This is a genomic window from Corynebacterium sp. LK2537 (genome assembly GCF_040946485.1).
GTDB lineage: Bacteria > Actinomycetota > Actinomycetes > Mycobacteriales > Mycobacteriaceae > Corynebacterium.
Window position 1 is genome coordinate 245,675 of the sequence record NZ_JAYWLQ010000002.1, and the last position, 19,975, is coordinate 265,649.

Annotated in this window: 15 protein-coding genes and 1 tRNA gene; 7 read left to right on the plus strand and 9 right to left on the minus strand. The window is 67.8% G+C overall.

The annotated features are described in order from the left end of the window. Positions 1–22: 22 nt before the first annotated feature. From VVS03_RS04045 to VVS03_RS04070, 6 genes are all read right to left on the minus strand, one after another. Positions 23–99: transfer RNA gene (locus VVS03_RS04045), tRNA-Arg, on the minus strand. A 65-nt stretch (positions 100–164) separates the two neighbouring features. Next, positions 165–1,748, minus strand: coding sequence for an alpha/beta hydrolase (locus tag VVS03_RS04050; protein WP_409338322.1), 1,584 nt, complete (start codon positions 1,746–1,748; stop codon positions 165–167). A gap of 188 nt (positions 1,749–1,936) precedes the next feature. Next, the gene (locus VVS03_RS04055; RefSeq protein WP_368534607.1) at positions 1,937–2,587 is read right to left on the minus strand and encodes a lactate utilization protein C; all 651 of its coding nucleotides are present in this window, start codon (positions 2,585–2,587) and stop codon (positions 1,937–1,939) included. A gap of 3 nt (positions 2,588–2,590) precedes the next feature. Continuing rightward, positions 2,591–4,141 (minus strand): lactate utilization protein B, encoded by a 1,551-nt coding sequence (locus VVS03_RS04060; RefSeq protein ID WP_368534608.1) that lies wholly within the window; start codon positions 4,139–4,141, stop codon positions 2,591–2,593. Continuing rightward, positions 4,141–4,926: a (Fe-S)-binding protein gene (locus tag VVS03_RS04065; protein ID WP_368534609.1), complete on the minus strand. Its 786-nt coding sequence runs from the start codon at positions 4,924–4,926 to the stop codon at positions 4,141–4,143. The genes VVS03_RS04060 and VVS03_RS04065 overlap by 1 nt, the downstream gene beginning before the upstream one ends. A gap of 292 nt (positions 4,927–5,218) precedes the next feature. Next, positions 5,219–6,865 (minus strand): L-lactate permease, encoded by a 1,647-nt coding sequence (locus VVS03_RS04070; protein ID WP_368534610.1) that lies wholly within the window; start codon positions 6,863–6,865, stop codon positions 5,219–5,221. Between the two features lie 239 nt (positions 6,866–7,104). Between VVS03_RS04070 and argS the strand changes: the two genes are divergently transcribed. The 4 genes from argS (at position 7,105) to thrB (ending at position 12,584) form a co-directional block, all read left to right on the plus strand. Further along, complete coding sequence (argS, locus tag VVS03_RS04075) at positions 7,105–8,757, plus strand: arginine--tRNA ligase (protein WP_368519650.1); 1,653 nt, start codon at positions 7,105–7,107, stop codon at positions 8,755–8,757. Beyond that, positions 8,757–10,094, plus strand: coding sequence for a diaminopimelate decarboxylase (gene lysA / locus VVS03_RS04080; RefSeq protein WP_368519651.1), 1,338 nt, complete (start codon positions 8,757–8,759; stop codon positions 10,092–10,094). Before argS ends, lysA begins: the two co-directional genes overlap by 1 nt. A 200-nt stretch (positions 10,095–10,294) precedes the next feature. Continuing rightward, entirely contained in the window at positions 10,295–11,632 is a 1,338-nt protein-coding gene (locus VVS03_RS04085) for a homoserine dehydrogenase (RefSeq protein ID WP_368519652.1), read from the plus strand. A 22-nt stretch (positions 11,633–11,654) separates the two neighbouring features. Continuing rightward, positions 11,655–12,584 carry a homoserine kinase gene (thrB, locus tag VVS03_RS04090; protein ID WP_368534611.1) on the plus strand — a complete coding sequence of 310 codons (930 nt, stop codon included), beginning with the start codon at positions 11,655–11,657 and terminating at the stop codon, positions 12,582–12,584. Here the strand turns inward: thrB and VVS03_RS04095 are convergent. The 3 genes from VVS03_RS04095 to modA all read right to left on the minus strand — a co-directional run bounded on the left by VVS03_RS04095 (position 12,581) and on the right by modA (position 15,944). Beyond that, entirely contained in the window at positions 12,581–13,240 is a 660-nt protein-coding gene (locus tag VVS03_RS04095; RefSeq protein ID WP_368534612.1) for a helix-turn-helix transcriptional regulator, read from the minus strand. The two genes, thrB and VVS03_RS04095, sit on opposite strands and share 4 nt — an antisense overlap. A 10-nt stretch (positions 13,241–13,250) precedes the next feature. Next, positions 13,251–15,077, minus strand: a complete 1,827-nt coding sequence (locus VVS03_RS04100; protein WP_368534613.1) for an ATP-binding cassette domain-containing protein — start codon at positions 15,075–15,077, stop codon at positions 13,251–13,253. A gap of 78 nt (positions 15,078–15,155) precedes the next feature. Then, positions 15,156–15,944: a molybdate ABC transporter substrate-binding protein gene (gene modA / locus VVS03_RS04105; protein ID WP_368519656.1), complete on the minus strand. Its 789-nt coding sequence runs from the start codon at positions 15,942–15,944 to the stop codon at positions 15,156–15,158. A gap of 216 nt (positions 15,945–16,160) precedes the next feature. Here modA and VVS03_RS04110 point away from each other — a divergent pair, with 216 nt between their 5' ends. From VVS03_RS04110 to VVS03_RS04120, 3 genes are read left to right on the plus strand one after another with little or no spacing between them, the layout of a single operon-like run. Then, positions 16,161–17,255 carry a hypothetical protein gene (locus tag VVS03_RS04110; protein WP_368521054.1) on the plus strand — a complete coding sequence of 365 codons (1,095 nt, stop codon included), beginning with the start codon at positions 16,161–16,163 and terminating at the stop codon, positions 17,253–17,255. Beyond that, positions 17,245–18,474 (plus strand): beta-carotene 15,15'-monooxygenase, encoded by a 1,230-nt coding sequence (locus VVS03_RS04115; protein ID WP_368521055.1) that lies wholly within the window; start codon positions 17,245–17,247, stop codon positions 18,472–18,474. The genes VVS03_RS04110 and VVS03_RS04115 overlap by 11 nt, the downstream gene beginning before the upstream one ends. After that, positions 18,467–19,870 carry a multicopper oxidase domain-containing protein gene (locus VVS03_RS04120; protein ID WP_368534102.1) on the plus strand — a complete coding sequence of 468 codons (1,404 nt, stop codon included), beginning with the start codon at positions 18,467–18,469 and terminating at the stop codon, positions 19,868–19,870. Before VVS03_RS04115 ends, VVS03_RS04120 begins: the two co-directional genes overlap by 8 nt. Positions 19,871–19,975: the final 105 nt, after the last annotated feature.

Below are 19,975 nucleotides of genomic sequence, written 5' to 3' on the forward strand. Positions count from 1 at the left end.
CTGGGTGCGGGCCCTTGTTTTGTGGTGTCCCCGACAGGGATCGAACCTGCGACCTTCGGTACCGGAAACCGATGCTCTAATCCGCTGAGCTACGGAGACATTTTCACCATTGCCGCTCGTTGGAACGACAATGATGAAATTCTAACCCATCGGGCTAGTCAGTGTTAAATCAGCCCCGGCGCTTCGTTAACGTCGCTGGTCCCGGTGCGCAGATAGTCCACCACGATCTCGTCGACAGCCGCGTTGCCGGAGGCGACGTGGCCGTGGCCCGGGCCGTGGACGGTCACGACGTGGGAGCCCATCTGGCCGGCCATATCGCCGTGGAACTGGTACGGGGTCTGCGGGTCGCCGGTGGCGTTGATCTGCAGCGGGCGGTGCTCCAGCCCCGCGCCGTTTAGCGCCGGGACGGTGGTCACCGGCCCGCGGCCGCTGCAGGCGATGCCGGAGCCGTACAGGGAGCTAGCCATCGTGAAAGGGTCCTGGGTGACGAATGCCGACCACGCGTAGGACGGGACCAGGCCCGGGTTGGCCCGGAAGGAGTTCTCGTTGCACAGGACGAGGTTCTGCATGGACTGGGCCTGGGTTTGCGCCTCGAGCGCCTTGCGGGCCTGCTCCGGATCCTGGGGCCCGCCCAGGTCCTCGATGCCGGCGATGTGCTTAGCCAGCGCCTCCCAGCTGACGGCCGAAGGCACGAGTAGGCGGGTGAGCATCAGGGTATTCGAGTTGATCTGGGAGGCCTGCGGGTTGCGGATCTTGTCACCCAGGAACTCGGCCTGGACGCGCAGCTCACCGGTCGCGGTCATGATGTTGGCCGCCGGTTGGCTGGAAAACTCCAGCCCCGGGGGCAGGTCGCCGATCTTGGCGTTCGGCGGCAGCACCGTCGGGCGCACGCCGGCCTCGCGGGCTACCTTGCGCGACCACGCTTCGTAGGCCTTCAGGGGAGTGGTGCCCAGGTGGTAGGTGGCATCGTTAGCCGCGACGTAGTCGAAGAAATCGTGCAGCGCGTTCTCGTAGCCGGCCTGCTGGTCGGCCAGGGTGCCGTTCCACGCGCGGGCGGGGCTCATGGCCGAGTCCAGCACTACCTTGTCGGTGTGCTCGGGATAGAAGGTGGCGTAGGTAGAGCCCAGCAGGGTGCCGTAGCTTAGCCCCATGATGGAAATCCGGTCCTCACCCAGGGCCTGGCGCACCATCTCCCAGTCGCGGGCGGTGTTCTCGGTGGTCAGGGAGTTGGTGTAGCCGGGCGTGGACTTCTCGCAAGAATTGCGGATATAGGCGCCGGCGCGGGTGGCGGCGTCGAGGTCGCTGCCGCCCGGCTGGGTGCACTCCACCGGGGTGGAACCCGGCAGGCCGCGCGGCTGGACCGCCACGCGGTCCCACTCGTTGGTAATTCCCTCGGGCCAGGCGAACTGCTCGCTGCCGAAGTAGGAGTAGCCGTCCCCACCCGGGCCGCCCGGGTTGCCGAAGAGCACGCCGCGCTTGGCCTGCGGGTTGGCGGCCGGCACGCGCAGGAAGCCGACGCTGATGGTGCCGGCGGACGGGTTGTCGTAGTACGTGGGGACATCGATACGGCCGCACTCGGCGTTGTCCTCGGTGACCTGCTCGGGGCAGTCCTCCCACTGGATCTGCGGGGCGGCGTTCTGGGCTTCTTGGGCTACCGCCGGGCCGACGGCGAGGCTGCAAGCCACCCCGAGCGCTGCCAGGATGGAAGCAGCGGCCCGGGCCGGGCGTTTCTGAGAAGGTCGTAGCACCTGATTCTCCTAGGAACTGAGTCAGTAAAGAAATTGAAAATAACGGAAACCGTAGGGTTTGAGTGTTTTTACATTATCGCCGTTGCCCCCGGCCTGCATCCTTCCCCAATAAAAAGGGGGCCGGCGGGTGCCCTAGGTCGCCACAACTGACAACTCTGGCACCGCCGGCCCCACGGGGCGGGACAGCGCTACTTCACGATGACGACGATCAGGTCGCGCGGCCCGTGCACGCCCTCCACGCGGGAGAGCTCGATATCGGAGGTCGCCGACGGGCCCGAAATCCAGGTCGCCGGGTGCTCCGGGTTCATGCGGGAGACCATCTCCGGCACGCCGTAGACAATGTTTTCCTGGCGGACGATGCACACGTGGCGGTCCGGGACCAAGGTCAGCGCGCGGCGGCCGTTGGTCTCACCGGCCTCCAGCGAGATCGTGCCGGTCTGGGCGGCGGTGACGTGGGATTCCGTCACGACGGCGTCGACCTCGTTGAGGGTGCGCGGGTCCACGTCGTTGGAATCCGGCTTGGCCTCCCCGTCGAACTCGGCGAAAAGCGCGGTATCCATGCCCGGGGCGTAGCGGATATCGTGGCAGTCCTTATCCGCCAGAATCTTGGCCAGGGTGGCCGGCAGCTCGGCGGCGTCGGTGACGTGTACGTCGGCCTTGTAGTCCACCAGGCGGTCGACCAGTAGGTCGCGCAGCTCGTCCGGGGCGACCTGGCGGTCGCGCTGGTAATCGCGCGGGACGTCCACGTGGTCAGCCAGGCCCGCAGACTTCTGGGCGGAGCGGATGCGCGACAGGATTTCCTTCTTGGCCGCGCGGGATTGTTCAGCGGTACGGGTCATGACTTAGTTCTCCTTCTCAGTGCCCTGGTCCGGGGACTGGACAGCGGCGGCGGGCAGGCCTTCCTCGCGGGCCTGGGCCAGCAGGTCACGGGCCTCATCGGATTCGAACCACTGGCGGAAGGACTTCTTCGGCGGCACGGCGGTGTCGCGGCCTTCCGACCAGCCCGACATGAACAGCGGCAGGCTGTCGATGGTGCCGTTGAAGCCGCCCAGCACGCGGCCGAAGGCGACCAGGCGGGTGAGCGTGTTCCACACCTTCGGCTTGGCCCAGACGAACTCCACCAGGTCGAAGAGCTTGGACTCGACCGGCGGGGTGGCGTGGGTGACCTTCTGGTAGCGGTTTTCCAGGATGACCTGGGACAGCGGGATCTTGACCGGGCAGACCTCGTCGCAGCGCCCGCACAGGGAGCAGGCGTACGGCAGGGAAGCCGACGGGTCGTGGTGGTCCTTCACGCCGGTCAGCTGCGGGGTCAGCGAGATGCCGATCGGGCCCGGGTAGACCGAGCCGTAGGCGTGGCCGCCGGCGCGCTCGTAGACCGGGCAGACGTTCAGGCAGGCCGAGCAGCGGATGCACTTGAGCGCCTGGGAACCGACCGGGTTCGACAGGGCGGCGGTGCGGCCGTTGTCCAGCAGGACCAGGTGGAAGTTCTGCGGGCCGTCGCCCTCGGTCACGCCCGTCCACATCGAGGTGTACGGGTTCATGCGCTCGGCGGTGGAGGAGCGCGGCAGCAGCTGCAGGAAGACCTCGAGGTCCTGGAAGCTCGGCACGAGCTTCTCGATACCCATGACCGTAATCAGGGTCTCCGGCAGGGTCACGCACATGCGGCCGTTGCCCTCGGACTCGACGATGTTGATAACGCCGTTTTCGGCCACGCCGAAGTTGGCGCCGGAGATAGCCACCTTGGCCTTCATGAACTGCTCGCGCAGGAACTTACGGGAGGCCTCGGCCAGCTCCGGCGGGTTGGCCGGCAGGGACTCGTCCGTGTTCGGCATCTGCCGGACGAAGATGTCGCGGATCTCGGCGCGGTTGCGGTGAATGGCCGGGACCAGGATGTGGGAGGGCTTGTCCTCGCCCAGCTGGACGATGAGCTCGGCCAGGTCGGTCTCGCGGGCGCTGATGCCGGCCTCTTCGAGGTGCTCGTTCAGGCCGATCTCCTGGGTGGCCATGGACTTGACCTTGACCACGTCGGTCTCACCCGTGTCCTGGATGAGCTGCGTGATGATCTCGTTGGCTTCCTTGGCGTCGCGGGCCCAGTGGACGATGCCGCCGCGGGCAGTCACTGCCTCTTCGAACTGCTCCAGCAGCTCCGGCATGCGGGCGGCCACGTCCTCCTTCAGCGCGGAACCGGCCGAACGCAGCTCCTCCCAGTCCGGGGTTTCTTCCACGGCGTGGGCGCGCTTGTTGCGGATGGTGGTGGTGGCGTGCTCCAGGTTGCGGCGCTGGGTGGCGTTGTTCAGGCCGTCGTGGGCGGCGGCGACGAAGCCGCGGTCGCCGCGCAGGTTGCCGTAGTTTTCGGGGGCACGGGGCGGGGTAGTGTCGGTGAAAACAGCCATTAGAGCATCTTCTTCTTCGAGTAAGCTGCGGACTTCGGCGTCCACGGGTGTTCCTTGGTCGAGGCGAGGATTTCTGCCATGTGGACGGCGCGGATGCCGGCCTGCTGGCGCGAGAGGGCGCCGGCGATGTTCATCAGGCAGGAGGAGTCGCCGCCGGTGACGTACTCGGCGCGGGTGTCCTTAATGTGGCGGGTCTTGTCCGTGACCATGGCCTGGGAGACCTCGGGGTTCTTCAGCGAGAAGGTACCGCCGAAGCCGCAGCACTCCTCGGCGTTTTCGAGCGGGACCAGCTCCATGCCCTCGACGTTCTTCAGCAGCTGGTACGGGCGATCCGCCAGCTTCAGAAAGCGCAGGCCGTGGCAGGAGGAGTGGTAGGTCACGCGGTGCGGGAAGAAGGCACCCAGCTGGGTGGTCTGCGCGATGTCGACGAGGAACTCCGGCAGGTCGTAAGTCTTGTCGGCGGCCTTCTTGGCGCCGTCGACATCCGCCTTGTTACCGAAGCGGTCGGCAATCTTGACGTGCTGCTCGCGCACGGCGCCGACGCAGGAGCCGGAGGCGGAGACCACGTAGTCGATGGAAGGATCCGCGAAGGCATCCGCGTAGGTGCGGATCATGCCCAGCGTTTCTTCCTGGTAACCGGTGTTGACGTGCATCTGCCCGCAGCAGGTCTGTTCCTCGGGGAAGACCACCTCGTGGCCCAAGCGGGAAAGGATGAGGGCAGTGGCTTTGTGAGCGTCCGGGAAAAGGGCGTCGCCAATGCAGGTGGAAAACAATGCTATTCGCATCGATCAGGCTCCTTGGTTTAGCGGGATCTTAAGAAGACTCTCGGGAAATGAGGCTTCTAGAAAATTCACGGGGTTATGAAGTAAATATTAGCGCGAATCCCGTATTTAATCACCCCTAAAAATGACGATGACCTGCGGATGTTTCGAAACATTAATGTTGCGAAAATGGTCCGCAGGTCATGCGCCTGTCCCGCGCATTTTGCGCGGGATTCCGGCCCCGGACGGATTGGGGGTAGCCGGGGTTATCAGGGTCGTGTAAGGAAAGCCTTAGGGAACTAGGCGTGGGGGCTGGTTAGGGCACCAGGAACCCGAGCACGTTGGTCATCAGGAAGACGATGACACACACGACGGCCAGGAAGGCCAGCGAGTAGCCGACGACGTTCTTGAGGATGACGGACTCCTTGCCCTCCATCTGCACGGCGGTGGCGGCAATCGCCAGCGACTGCGGGGAGATCATCTTGCCGACCACGCCACCGGAGGTGTTGGCGGCCAGCATCAGATCCGGGTTGACGTGGATGCGCTCGGCGGCGGCGACCTGCAGGTTGGCGAACAGCGCGTTGGCCGAGGTGTCGGAGCCGGTCACGGCGGTACCGATCCAGCCGAGCACCGGGGCGAACAGCGCGAAGATGCCGCCGGCCGAGGAGACGAACTCACCAATGGCGATGGTCTGGCCCGAGTAGTTCATGGTGTAGGCCAGCGCCAGGACCAGGATGATGGTCAGGGCGGAGAACTTCATGCGGGAAACGACGTCGCCGAAGGCGGTCACCGGCTGGCCGAAGCTCAGCTTGTAGCGGCCGTTCTCGTTGAAGAAGTGGTAGATGATCGTGACGATGATGCCGGAAATCAGCAGCAGCGTACCGGGGTTGCCGAAGACGTTGAAGCTGAAGCTCGTGTCCATGATGTTCCCGGTCGCGTCCACGATGGTGCCGTCCAGGAAGGGCCAGCCGGTCTTGATGACCCAGAAACCGAACAGGGCCGGGATGGTGGTTGCCACGGCGAAGACCGCGGTGACCACGGCGTAGGGCAGCAGGGCCATCCAGATGCGACGGCCGGTCAGATCGCTAGTGCCGTCCTGGGCCGGCAGCTCCATGCGCTCGCGCAGGGCGGCCACGCCCTTGGGCTTCCAGACGCGCAGGAAGGCGAAAGCGCAACCCAGGGAGACGATGCAGGCGATGACGTTGGTCAGCTGGTAGGCGAAGAAGGTCGCGGCGAGCCACTGGGCCGCGGCGAAGGAAATGCCGATGACGGCGGCCGCCGGGGCGGTCTCCTTCACGCCGCGCATCCCGTCCAGGATGAAGGCGATGAGGAAGGGCACGATGGCGGCGATGACCAGCACCTGCAGCGAGATCAGTGCGGCGATGTCGTGGGTCTGCTCCAGGGTACGGCCGCCGACCTCGCCGGCGGTGGTCACCGGGATGCCCACGGCGCCGAAGGCCACGGGGGCGGTGTTGGCGATGAGGACCACGGTCGCAGCCCGCAGCGGCTTGACGCCCAGGGCCATGATCATGGTGGCGGTAATGGCCACCGGGGCGCCGAAGCCGGCCAGGGCCTCCAGCAGGCCGCCGAAGCAGAAGGCGATCAGGATGGCCTGGATGCGGATATCGCCGTCGCCGAGCAGGTCGAAGGTCTTGCGCAGATCCTCAAACCGGCCGGAAGCCACGGTGATTTCGTAGAACCAAATAGCGGTAATGATGACCCAGACGATGGGCAGCAGGCCGAAGAGCCCACCGCGGACCGCAGAAGACAGGGCCATGTCGATGGGCATCGCGAAGCCCACGATGGCAATCACTAGGGAAGTGAGCAGGGCGACCGCGCCGGAGGTGTGGGCACGGGCCTTGAAGCCCAACAACATAATGAAAAAGGCGATGAGCGGCAGGGTGGCCACGAGCGCGGTGAGCCCGAGGCTGTCCCCGATCGCTGAGGTATTGATCTCAAACAAGATGCGTCCTCGAATTCTCCAAATAGGGAGGCCCCGACTATTCGGGGCGCAGCAGGTAGTACACGGTGCTCATTGTGGTTAGTCGGGGGAAGAACCGGCTTAGAAACTCACACTGAGTTAAGAAAAGCATAGCGCGGACCTGTGCGTTATCAGACCATTTCGGTCCCCGTATGGGGTATCTCATGCACTACCGGGGTTAGTGCGGTAGTCAAAGGGGATATTCGATAGAGTTGAGGGTTATGACTCCGGCAGAACTGGCACAACTGATTAAGGACACCGCCACCAACGTGTTGGCGGAACACGACCTGGACACCTCCGTTATCCCCGAAACCGTGACCGTGGAGCGCCCGCGCAACCCGGAACACGGCGATTACGCGACCAACTTGGCCCTGCAGGTCGCCAAGAAGGCGGGCACCCAGCCGCGCGAGCTGGCCACCTGGCTGGCCGCCGCGTTGGACGAGCAGGACGCGATCGCAGAGACCGACGTCGCCGGCCCGGGCTTTTTGAATATCCGCCTGGCCGCCGCCGCCCAGGGCGACGTGGTCGGCAAGATCCGCGAAGCCGGCTCCGACTTCGGCAAGAACACCACCTTTGCCGGGGAGAAGATCAACCTGGAGTTCGTCTCCGCGAACCCGACCGGGCCCATTCACCTCGGGGGCACCCGGTGGGCCGCCGTCGGCGACTCCTTGGGCCGCGTGCTGGAAGCCAGCGGCGCGGAGGTTACCCGCGAGTACTACTTCAACGACCACGGCGGCCAGATCGACCGCTTCGCCCGCTCCCTGGTGGCCGCCGCCCAGGGCGAGCCCACCCCGGAGGACGGCTACGGCGGGGCCTATATCCAGGACATCGCCAGCGCCGTGCTGGAGAAGAACCCGTCGGCCCTGGACGGCACCCCGGAACAGGTCCAGGAGGCCTTCCGCGCTGACGGCGTGGACATGATGTTCGCCCAGATTAAGCAGTCGCTGCACGAGTTCGGCGTGGACTTCGACGTCTACTTCCACGAGAACTCGCTGTTCGAGTCCGGGGCGGTCGAGCGCGCGCTGGACCAGCTCAAGGCCCAGGGCGAGCTCTACGAGGCGGACAACGCCTGGTGGCTCAAATCCACCGACTACGGCGACTCCAAGGACCGCGTGGTCGTCAAGTCCGACGGCAACGCCGCCTACATCGCCGGCGATATCGCCTACGTCGCGGACAAGTTCGACCGCGGCCACACCCTGAACATCTACATGCTCGGCGCCGACCACCACGGCTACGTGCCGCGCCTGAAGGCCGCCGCGGCGGCCCTGGGCTACGACGCCGGCGCGGTCGAGGTGCTCATCGGTCAGATGGTGAACCTGCTGCGCGACGGCAAGCCGGTGCGCATGTCCAAGCGCGCGGGCACCGTCATCACGATGGAGGACTTGGTGGCCGCCATCGGCGTGGACGCGGCCCGCTATTCGCTGGTGCGCTCGTCCGTGGACCAGTCCATCGACATCGACCTGGGCCTGTGGCAGTCCCAGTCCTCCGATAACCCTGTCTACTACGTCCAGTACGGGCACGCCCGTCTGTGCTCCCTGGCGCGCAAGGCGCAGGAGGCAGGCGTGACCGCCGACGGCGCCGACCTGTCCCTTCTGACCCACGACCGCGAGGGCGACCTCATCCGCACCCTGGGCGAGTTCCCGGCCGTGGTGGCTGAGGCCGCGGAGCTGCGCGAGCCGCACCGCATCGCCCGCTACGCGGAGGAGCTGGCCGCCAGCTTCCACCGCTTCTACGACCAGTGCCAGGTCCTGCCCAAGGCCGGTGAGGAGGCCCAGCCGGTGCACTCGGCCCGCTTCGCGCTTGCCGATGCCGCCCGCACCACCCTGGCCAACGCGCTGACCATGGTGGGCGTGACCGCCCCGGAGCGGATGTAATGGCCGATTTCAACGATCTGCCGGCGCATGTCTGGCCCCGCAACGCCCAGCGCGAGGAAGACGGCGTGGTCACCGTCGCCGGGGTCCCCGTGCCCGACCTAGTGGAAGAGTACGGCTCGCCGCTCTATGTCTTCGACGAGGACGACTTCCGCTCCCGCTGCCGCGACATGGCCGCCGCCTTCGGCGGGCCCGCCCACGTGCACTACGCCTCCAAGGCCTTCATCTGCAAAAGGATCGTGCAGTGGGTCAACGAGGAGGGGCTGTGCCTGGACGTGGCCTCCCACAACGAGCTGCTCATTGCGCTAGCCGGCGACTTTCCCGCCGCCCGCATGACTGCCCACGGCAACAACAAGGGCGCGGACTACCTGCGGGACTGCGTCGAGCACGGCGTGGGTCACGTGGTACTCGACAACACCGACGAGCTGGAGATGCTCAACCGGATCGCCGGGGAGTTGGGGCGCGTCCAGAAGGTGATGGTGCGCGTGAAGCCGGGCGTGGACGCCCACACTCACGAGTTCATCGCCACCTCCCACGAGGACCAGAAATTCGGCATCTCGCTGGCCACTGGCGCAGCTTTTGATGCCGCCCGCGCCTGCCTGACCGCCGACAACCTTGAGCTAGTCGGACTGCACTGCCACGTCGGCTCCCAGGTCTTCAACGCTGAGGGCTTTAAGCTGGCCGCCGAGCGCGTCATGGCGCTGTATTCGCGCATCCACACTGAGCTCGGCGTCACGCTGTCGGAGCTGGACCTAGGCGGCGGCTTCGGCATCCCGTATATGCCTTACGAGGAGGCCCTCGACGTGAACGCCGTGGCCCACGACCTGCTCACCGCGGTCGGCACGACGGCGGACGCGCTGGGCATCACCCCTCCCTTCGTCCTGGTCGAGCCGGGCCGCGCGCTGGTGGCCGGGTCCGCCATCGCGGTCTATTCCGTGGGCACGGTCAAGGACGTGGAGACGGGCAAGCAGGAGCTGCCGCTGCGGCGCTACCTCTCCGTCGACGGTGGCATGAGCGACAACATCCGCCCGGCCATGTACGGCTCCGAGTACGACCTGCGGGTCATGGGCCGCTACACCGTCGGCGCCGAGGTGCCCTCCCGCGTGGTGGGTTTCCACTGCGAATCCGGCGACATCCTGGTCGACGAGCGGGATCTGCCGGAAGAAATCACCAGCGGCGACATCGTGGCCACCGCCGCCAGCGGCGCCTACCAGTACATGATGTCCTCGCGCTATAACGGCGCGGTGCGGCCCGCGGTGGTCGCCGTGCGCGCCGGCCAGGTCAAGCCCATGCTGCGGCGCGAGACCTTAGCCGATTTGCTCTCGCTAGAGGTCGACTAGTTACCCCCGCTCGGGCGCCGGACTGGCGCCCGGGCGGGATTATTATTCTCCCCGGTGCGGGACATTCGGCCAGCACACGCGCGGTTGTCGGGGGACGGGGGACGGGGGAGGCTTCTCGTAGGGACTCAAAATAGACAGCTCGTTCTGTATGATGGGCCACGTACCTTAAACGACCGCACAGATTGAGGAGAGCTTCGAAGATGGCAGCCACCACGCAGGGAACTATCCGCACGGCTAAGGGTGAGGGAGAGACCGTCGGAATTGCGCTGCTGGGATTCGGCACCGTGGGCGCGGAGGTCTTCCGACTGCTCGGGGAGAACGCCGACGCTTTTGCGCACCGCATCGGCGGCCCGGCCGAGATCCGCGGCGTGGCCGTGTCCAACGTCGGCAAGAAGCCGCGCCCGGGCGTTCCCCAAGAGCTTCTGACTGACGATGCCCGCGCGCTCGTCGCCCGCGACGACATCGACCTGGTCGTGGAGGTCATTGGCGGTATCGATTACCCGCGCGAGCTGGTCCTGGCCGCCCTGCGCGCCGGCAAGTCCGTGGTCACCGCCAACAAGGCGCTGGTGGCCGCCCACGCCGACGAGCTGGCCGAGGCCGCCGATGCCTCCAACGTCGACCTCTATTTCGAGGCCGCCGTAGCCGCCGCTATCCCCGTGGTCGGCATGCTGCGCCGCTCCCTGGCCGGCGACCAGATCGAGCGCATCTCCGGCATCGTCAACGGCACGACCAACTTCATCCTGGACGCGATGGAATCCACCGGCGCTTCCTACGAGGAGGCGCTGGCGGAGGCGACCCGCCTGGGCTACGCCGAGGCCGACCCGACCGCCGACGTCGAGGGCCACGACGCCGCCTCCAAGGCCGCCATCATGGCCTCGCTGGGCTTCCACACCCGCCTCAAGTTCGAGGATGTCCACTGCGAGGGCATCACCAACATCACCGCCGAGGATATCGAGGCCGCCGGCCAGGCCGGCTATTCCATCAAGCTGCTGGCTATCTGCGAGCGGATCACCGATAAGGAAGGTAAGGAAGCCGTGAACGCGCGAGTGCACCCCACCCTCGTGGCGAAGTCGCACCCGCTGGCCTCGGTCAGCGAGTCCTACAACGCCATCTTCGTCGAGGCCGAGGCGGCCGGCTCGCTGATGTTCTACGGCAACGGCGCCGGCGGTAACCCGACCGCCTCCGCGGTGCTGGGCGACGTGGTCGGCGCGGCCCGCAACATCGTCCACGGCGGCCGCGCCCCGGGCGAGAACACCTACGCCAACCTGCCGATCGCCTCCTTCGGCGAGGTGCGCACCCGCTACCACATCGACATGACGGTCAACGACCGGATCGGCGTGCTGGCCGAAATCGCCAACGTCTTCTCCTCCAACGACGTCTCCCTGCGCACCGTGCGACAGGAGGACGGCGACGACGAGGCCCGCCTGGTCATCGTCACGCACTCCGCCCAGGAGCAGCTGCTGGCCGATATCGTGGAAAAGCTCAAGACCCTGCCGGACGTGCTGGCTGTCAACTCGGTCATCCGCCTGGGCAGCTAGGAAAGGGGAGGAAAGCGCGCTCATGAGCACCGAATTGCAAGTCGGGACCAAGGCGATTGTCAAGGTGCCGTCCTCCTCGGCCAACCTAGGCCCGGGCTATGACACCCTGGGTCTGGCCGTCACGCTGTACGACACCGTCGAGATCGAGGTCACCGAGTTCGGCCTCGAGGTAGTCATCTTCGGCGAGGGCGAGGACGACCTGCCGCGCGATGGCTCGCACCTGGTGGTCAAGGCGCTGCGCTCCGGGCTGAACGCCGCCGACGTCGAAGCGCCGGGCCTGCGCGTGGTCTGCACCAACGCCATCCCGCAGTCGCGCGGTCTGGGTTCGTCCGCGGCCGCCGCGGTCGCCGGCGTGGCCGCCGCCAACGGGCTGGCCGGCTTCCCGCTCGATGAGGACCAGGTGGTCCAGTTGTCCTCGGCCTTCGAGGGCCACCCGGACAACGCCGCCGCGTCCGTGCTGGGCCAGATGGTGGTTTCCTGGACGACGGTCCCGGTCGACGGGCGTTCCCTGCCCGAGTACCGCGCGCGCTGCCTGCCAGTGCACCCGGATATCCGCGCCACCGCGCTGGTGCCGGACTTCCACGCCTCCACCCAGGCCGTGCGGCGCGTGCTGCCCTCGCACGTCACGCACAGCGATGCCGCCTTCAACGTCTCCCGCACCGCCGTCCAGGTGGCAGCGTTGACTAAGCACCCGGATCTGCTCCTGGAGGGCACGCGCGACCGCCTGCACCAGCCCTACCGAGCTGACGTGCTCCCGGTGACCGCGGAATGGGTCAACCGCCTGCGCAACCGCGGTTTCTCGGCGTATTTGTCCGGTGCGGGCCCGACCATCATGGTCCTGCACACCGAGCCCATCCCGGAGGCCGTGCTCGACGATGCCCGCGCCCAGGGCCTGCGGGTCCTCCCGCTGGAGATCGCCGGGCCCGTGGAGGTCGAGGTGACCCAGGCCTAGTCCTGGGTGATAAAGCAGGTGCCGTCGTCCGTCAACGGGTGCAGCCGCACGGTGGGCTCTCCGTCGGGGGTGGCGGTCATTTCCTGCAGGTAGCCCTCGTGGACCGCGCACAAAAACGGCGTGGGGGCCGCCCCGGCAGACACGAAGGGGCAAGCGTGCAAGCACAGGCCCTGTTTGGTCTGCTCCGGGTCGAAGCCCATCTGGCGGAGCCGGGCCTGGACCTGGCTCAGGGACGCCGGGCCAGTTTGTTCCAGCTTCTTGGCCCACTGGCGCCCGATCTCGCGGGCGCGGGGTGAGTCGTAGTTGGTGAGCTCGGCATCGTCAGCCAGCAGGTCGAGCAGCACCGTGACCAGGCTGACGTATTCGCCGGCGATGGCCTGGTTGTCAGGCACCCGCACCCGGAAGATGAGGGAGGGGCGCCCGCGCCCGTGCGAGTGGGCGCGAGCGGCCGCGACCGCACCCGCGGCCTGCAGCTCGTCGAGGTGCCCGCGGGCGGTGTTGACGTGCATGCCGAGCCTGTCGGCGACTTGGGCCGCGGTGGCGCCGTCGCGGAAGGAATCCACCACGTCGAGTACCTCGCGCTGCTTCGGGGACAGCGCGAGCGCTTCCGGGAAGAGATCCGTCGCGGGGCGGGGCAGGCGGGTAGGGTCGGTCATTCTCATAATTTTAGTACGCGTTCGGGCTGACGTGAACCGCTTGCGGGTCCACCTGGCAGTAGACGTCCTCACCCACGGCCGGCGGTTCCGCGTGGGAGACGCGCACCTGGCCGAAGGGGCAGTCGAGCGTGACCAGGAAACTGGTCAGCGAGCGCGCCTCCACGGCCGTGACCGTGCCCGGCCAGCAGTTCTCCGTCTCGGCCACCGGGTGTGCGCTTAAGCGGGCGTCCTCGGGTTGAAAGGTGACGACGACTTCTTGCTGGGGGCGCAGGTGCGCGGCGGTTTTCCCGACGAGCGTGGCCCCGCCGGAGGCCACCCGCGCGGTGCCCGCGTGGACGACGTCGCAAGTGCCGGTGGCCCGGTTGAGGCCGCTAATGCGCGCCACGAACTCCGTCGGTGGGGCGGCGAGCAGCTGGCTGGTCGGCCCGCTGGCGACGGTCTGGCCGGACTCCATGACCACCAGGTGCTCGGCCAGGCGCTGGATGTCCAGGAGGTTGTGCGTGACCATTAGCACGGTGCGGTCGTGGCGGCTGGCGTGGAAGAAGCGGCGCCACCGGGCGGCGGCGGCCACATCGAGGGCGGCCAGAGGTTCGTCCAAAATCAGCACGGACGGGCGGGTGGCCAGCGCACGCACCAGCGCGACCTGGGCGGCTTGCCCGCCCGACAGGGAGGGCACGTCGACGTCCGCCAAGTCGCTCAGGCCCGCCGCCTCCAGCAGCTGGGTGGCGAGTGTGCGGTCGCGGCTGGCCATGGTGACGGCCTCGACCACGCTCGCCCGCGGCGGCAGGCCCGGCGACTGGGTGACCATAACGACCCGGCGCTGGTGCGGCGGCACGAACTGGCCGGCCGCGTCGTCCACGGTTCGGTCCCCGATGGTGACCCGGCCCCGCAGGCGGCCGGCCACCCGGCGCATAAGCGTGGTCTTGCCCGAGCCGTTTTGGCCCACGACGGCAGAAACGAGGCCGGCCGGCAGGGTAGTGCCCTCCACCGTGACCGGGGTGGGCTCTGCCGGCGGGCGGGTGAGCTCGCGCAGGCGCTCGGAATCCATCTCGGTGATGGTGCGGGCGTGCTGGCGGTTCCGGCGACCGAAGACCGCGGGCAGCCCGGCCAGCGCCAAGCAGACCAAGGCCAGCCCGATGAGGATGGCGGACAGCCCGTAGGCGGCCTCCGTGTCGACTTCGCGCTCCAAGTAGATGCCCAGGGGCATCGTGCGCGTAACGCCGGGCATCGAGCCCGCGAAGGTCAGCGTCGTGCCGAATTCACCCAGCGAGCGCGCGAACGCCAGCCCGGCGCCCGTGGCGATAGATGGCGCGACCAGCGGCAGGGTGACCTTCCACAGCACGCGGCCGGGGCTCATCCCGATGCCGCGGGCCGAGGCCAGGACCTCCCCGTCGATTTGGCGCAGGGCGGAATCCACGGCGACGACCACGAACGGCAGGGAGACAAACATCTGCGCCACCACGACGCCGGGGAAGGCGAAGGCGAAATGCAGGTCCATCGCCTCCAGCCAGGGCCCCAGCAGGCCGCGCCGGCCGATGGCGGCGGTCAGGGCGAGGCCGCCGACGACAGGGGGCATCGCGAGCGGGAGGAAAACCAACAGGCGGGCGGCGAGCCCGCCGCGGCCGAGCTGTTGCATCCAGACCGCCAGGCCGGTGCCCAGGATCATGGTCAAAACGGTCGACTGGGCCGCCGCGGCGAGGGAGACCTTGAGAAGGTCGTGGACCTCGGGGCGGGCCAGGATCTCCCCCATGCGCGCCCAGGGCACGCGCACGGCCAGGGCGATGATGGGGAACAGGATAAACCCCACCGCGATGATCCCGATGAGCCCAAACACCACAGGGGCGGGCGTCCGGGCGGGGCGCGGTGGGGTAGTAGCCGTAGCAGCTGAGGTAGCGGTAGTAGCCACGAAACTCACTTAGTCGGCCGGGGTGAAGCCGTACTCTTCCCAGGTGGCGTCGAAGTCGTCAGCCAGCAGGTCCAGGACTGCCTGGGCGGAGTCCTGCTCGGAGGAGGCGGTGACTACCGCGCCGAGGATCTGGTTGGTGAACTGGTCGGCGCCTTCGATCTTGATGACCTCCACGTCGTCGCCAGCCGCGGCGGCGTCGGTGGAGTAGACCCAGCCGGCGTCGGCCTCGCCGGAGACGACCTTGCCGAGCACGTCAGCAACCTGGTGCTCCTGGGAATCCGGCTGGATGTCGAGGCCCTTGTCCTCGATGATCTGCTGGGAGATGTCACCGCACGGGACCTGCGGGTCGCACAGCACGAAGCGGGTCTCGTCCGTGATGTCCTCGACGGACTTGATGCCGGCCGGGTTGCCCTTCGGCACGACCATGACCATCTCGTTTTCGGCCAGGACCTTGGGATCCTGGACGGTGCCCGCCTCGACGGCGTCGTCCATGGTCTTCTTGGAGGCGGTCAGCAGCAGGTCGCCCGGGGCGCCTTCCTTGAGCTGGGAGACCAGGTCGGAAGAGCCGGCGTTCTGGAACTTCAGCTCGGCCGGCGGGTCGAGCTCGTCGGCGGCGGCCTGCAGGTCGTCGTTGAGCACGCGGGTGGAGGAGGCGGCCAGGACGTTGAGCTCCACGGAGCTCTCGGAGCCGCTGGTGCGATCGGCGTTGCTATCCGATGCCGACTCCGTCGACGGGGCGCAAGCGGCGGCGAACAACGTGGCGGCGGCTGCGCAGCCGGCGAGAACGCGCTTCATCATGGAGACAATTTCCTTTCACGAGACAATCGAGAACGCGCCCATCCCGTCTACCCTAGTAGACGGGCATTTCTTGGACGCTTGTTCAACTTATTCTACATGCCCGTAGGTGCGCGGTCGGCCAGACGTCGGCACGGGGGTAAAAGCGGGGACGTCCACCGGGGTGGCCGGCGCGCGTGGGGTTTCCGCCGGGGCGGGGGAATTAGTACGATAAAACCTGTGCAAAAAGACCGTGTAGCCTACCGCGTGGTGTTCCTCGCCTTCGCCGGGGTGGCGCTGCTGGCTGGCCTGGCGGCGGGGGCCTCCCTGCTGGGGGTGTTCAACGCCGCGGCGCCGGTGGCGGATCTGCACGGCCCGCTGATGGTCTTCGGCTTCGTCGGCGGGGCCATTGGGCTCGAGCGCGCGGTCGCGGTGCGGCGCGCGTGGGCCTGGGCCGGGCCGGCCGCCCACGTCGCGGGCGTGGTGACCCTGTTGGCGCCGGCGGTGGCGGGCACCGAGCTGCCAGCGCTGGTGCCCGGGGCGCTGTTCGCGGCGAGCTTCGGCGTGCTCGGGGCAATCTACGTGGCCATCTACCGCCGCCAGCCGACCGTGTCGGTGGTCGTGCAGGCAGCCGGCGTCGTGGCGGCGGTGATGGCGGCGCTGCTGTGGGGGATGACCGGCCGCTTCGCGGAGGTGTTGCCGCTGGCGGTGGCCTACGTGGTGGCCACGATCATCGGCGAGCGCATGGAGCTGGCCCGCTTATCGGTGTCCGGCACCCGCGCCGAGATCCAGCTGACCCGGCAGGTGCTGGCGATGGTGCTCGCCGCCGTCGTCTTTGCCGTCGCCCCGCGGCTGGGGCACGTGCTGGTCGCGCTCGCGCTTATCGTGGCGGCCACGACCGCGCTGCGCGTCGACGTGGCCCGACACCTGGTGCGCTCGCGGGCCCTGCCGCGGTACTCGGCCGCGTGCATGCTGGGCGGCTATTTCTGGCTGGTTGTCGCCGGCTTTACCTGGCTGGCCTACGGCGTCGGCGCGGAAGGCTATGCCTACGATGCCTCCGTCCACGCCGTCTTCTTAGGCTTCGTCATGTCCATGATCTTCGCGCATGCACCCATCATCTTGACCGCCGTGGTCCACCGCCGGCTGCCGTACCACCGGGCGCTCTACGTCCCCGTGGTGCTCCTGCACGGCGGGCTGGCCACGCGCCTGGCCGGGGACTTTCTGGCCCAGGACGCGATTTATACCGTCGGCGGGGTGATAACCCTCGTGGCCGTGCTGGTCTTCGTGGGCACCGGGCTGGTGTTGACCCTGCGGGGTGGTCGCCGTGCAGCTTAGTCTCGGGGTAGTTAGCGACGTCTCCCTGCGGGCGAGGTCGCGGTGGCACACGGCCGCCGGCGCACTCATCGGGGCCTGGATACTGGTCGGCTTGGCCGTCGCGGTGGCCTACCACTTAGGCGGGCCCGTGGTCTGGTGGGATTTCATCCACACCTTCACCCTCGGGGCGGTCACCACCGCCATTCTGGTCTATTCCACGCACTTTACCGAGGCATTAACCCGCACGCCGACGGCCCAGTACCGCGGCGTGGCCACCCGCGTAGCACTCGTCCAGGTGGGGCTGCTGGGCCTGCTGGCGGACCGGGCCGGCTATTCCTGGTCCTGGCTTTCCGATGCCTCCTGCGCCCTCATCCTCCTCGCCGCCGCGTGGCAGGTGGCCGTCATCGTCTCCCGCCTGCGCCGATCCCTTGCCGGTGCCTTCGCGGTGACGGTGCCGTACTACGTGGCGGCGTTTGGCTGCTCCATCGCCGCGGTGGTGCTGGCGGTGCTGGCGGGCAGGGGCATCGGCGGCTATACGGGGCTGATTGCGGCGCACTCGCGGCTGATGGTCTGGGGCTTTGCCTGGCTGACCATCCTGGGCACGGTGGTGACCCTGCTGCCCACGCTCACGGGCACGGCGATTAGCCAGGCCGCGCGGGCCCGGTGCACGCGGGCCTTAATCGTCCACGTTGTGGGGCTGGCGGTGGCCGCGGCGGGGCTGGTCGCCGGGGCAGGGCTGGTCGCAGGCTTCGGGATGGCGCTGGTGGCGCTAGCCAGCGGCATGCTCGTCGTGGCCGTGGTGGGCTCCGTCCTCGCCCAGGGGCCGGGGCTTAATACCGCCAGCCTGTCCGTACTGTGCGGCCTGGGCTGGATGTGGGCGGTCAACGCCGCCGATGCCGCCAGCCTGGCAGCCGGCGCCTTCCCCCGCGCCATCACGCTGCAGCTGCTGCCCGTCTTTCTGCTGGGCGGTCTGCTGCAGCTGGTGACCGGGGTGCTGCACCACCTGCTGCCCACGCTGCGTGGCGGCGGGCCCGCGGTCGTGGACCGGGCGCGGAGAGCGGCAGACACCGGAGGGGCCGCCCGCCTGGTCTGCCTCAACGTGGGCGCCGGGCTGGTCCTGGTAGGCAACCTCGGCGGGCCCGCCGGCCCGGCCGGTCTCATTCTGGTCGGGCTCGCGCTACTGGCTAATGTGGTGGTTATCGCCACCGTTGTCGTAATTGTTGGGAGAAAACATGACTAAGCAATCCACGCCTCGTGGTGGCACGAGCACCCAGGAATCGGCCGGCTGGGCCGCCTGGGCCCTCATCGGAATCGCGGTCGTCGCCGTGGTCATCCTGGCGGTGGTCACCACGACCTCCGCCGGCAAAGAGACCGCGACGGGCGGCGATCAGCCGGTGGCCGCGACCGGCGACGTCGTCGAGGTTGACGTGAGTGTGGAGGGTATGGCCTTCGTGCCCAACAGCGTCGACGTGCCGGCCGGGTCGCAGCTCAAGGTCAACTTCACCAATACCGGCGACCAGGTCCACGACCTGAAAATCGGCGAGGCGGAAACCGGCCGCGTCAACCCAGGCGACTCGGTGGTGCTGGATGCCGGCGTGATTTCCGCCTCCGTGGAGGGCTATTGCACCATCGCCGGGCATCGTACGCAGGGCATGACCTTCGACGTCGTCGCTGGTGATGCGCCAGCGGGCGGCAGTGGGGCATCGGCAAGCGCGGCAGGCGGGGCGAACCCGCACGTGGACGTGCCCACGGCCGCCGAGCGCCAGAGCGACCTAGGGCCGGGCTTTGCGGCCTTCGACCCGCACCTGGAGGCCGCCCCGTCCGGGCGCGTGCACGAATACACCTGGGTGATGACCGAGGAGATCCGCGAGGTCGCGCCGGGCGTGGAGCAAAAGCAGTGGCTGTTTAACGGGCAGGCGCCCGGGCCGACGCTGCGCGGCCAGGTCGGGGACACGTTCCGGATTACGCTGCGCAACGAGGGGCATATGGGTCACTCGGTGGATTTCCACGCCGGCGAGGTCAACCCCGACGAGGCGATGGCGACCATCGACCCCGGCGAGGAGCTGGTCTACGAATTCACCGCGAAGCGCTCCGGGATTTGGATGTACCACTGCGCGACGGCGCCTATGACGCTGCACATCGCCAACAGGATGACGGGCGCGGTCATCATCGACCCGCCGGAGGAGTCCCAAGATGCCTTGTCGGACGTCGATGCCGAGTACGCCCTCGTTGCCAGCCAGCTTTTCCTGGGCGAGCGCGAGGTCGGCGCGGACGAGGAGCGCGTGGCCGCCGGCAATTACGACCTTGCGGCGTTCAATTCCTACCCCAACCAGTACGAGCAGCGGCCCCTGCGGGCCAAGGTGGGCGAGACCATCCGCATCTGGGTGCTGAACGTGGGACCGGACGAGTCGCTGAGTTTCCACGTCGTCGGCGAGGTCTTCGACACCGTCTTCAAGGAAGGGCAGTACCTCATCCGCGACGCCGAGGACACCGGCTCGCAGGCCGTCGACTTGGCAGCCGCCCAGGGCGGGTTCGTGGAGATGACATTCGATGAGCCGGGGACGTACACGTTCGTCAATCATGCCCTGACCAACGCGGAGAAGGGCCAACGCGGACAGATTGTGGTGACCGAGTAGGCGGGCACGCCGAGTAGGCGCTACGGACGTGGTCCGTGGCGCCTTTTCGCGTATTTTGGCTGGGTGTGTTCCTTGGGATGTCCCCTCGCAGCCTGGTCTCGCGGC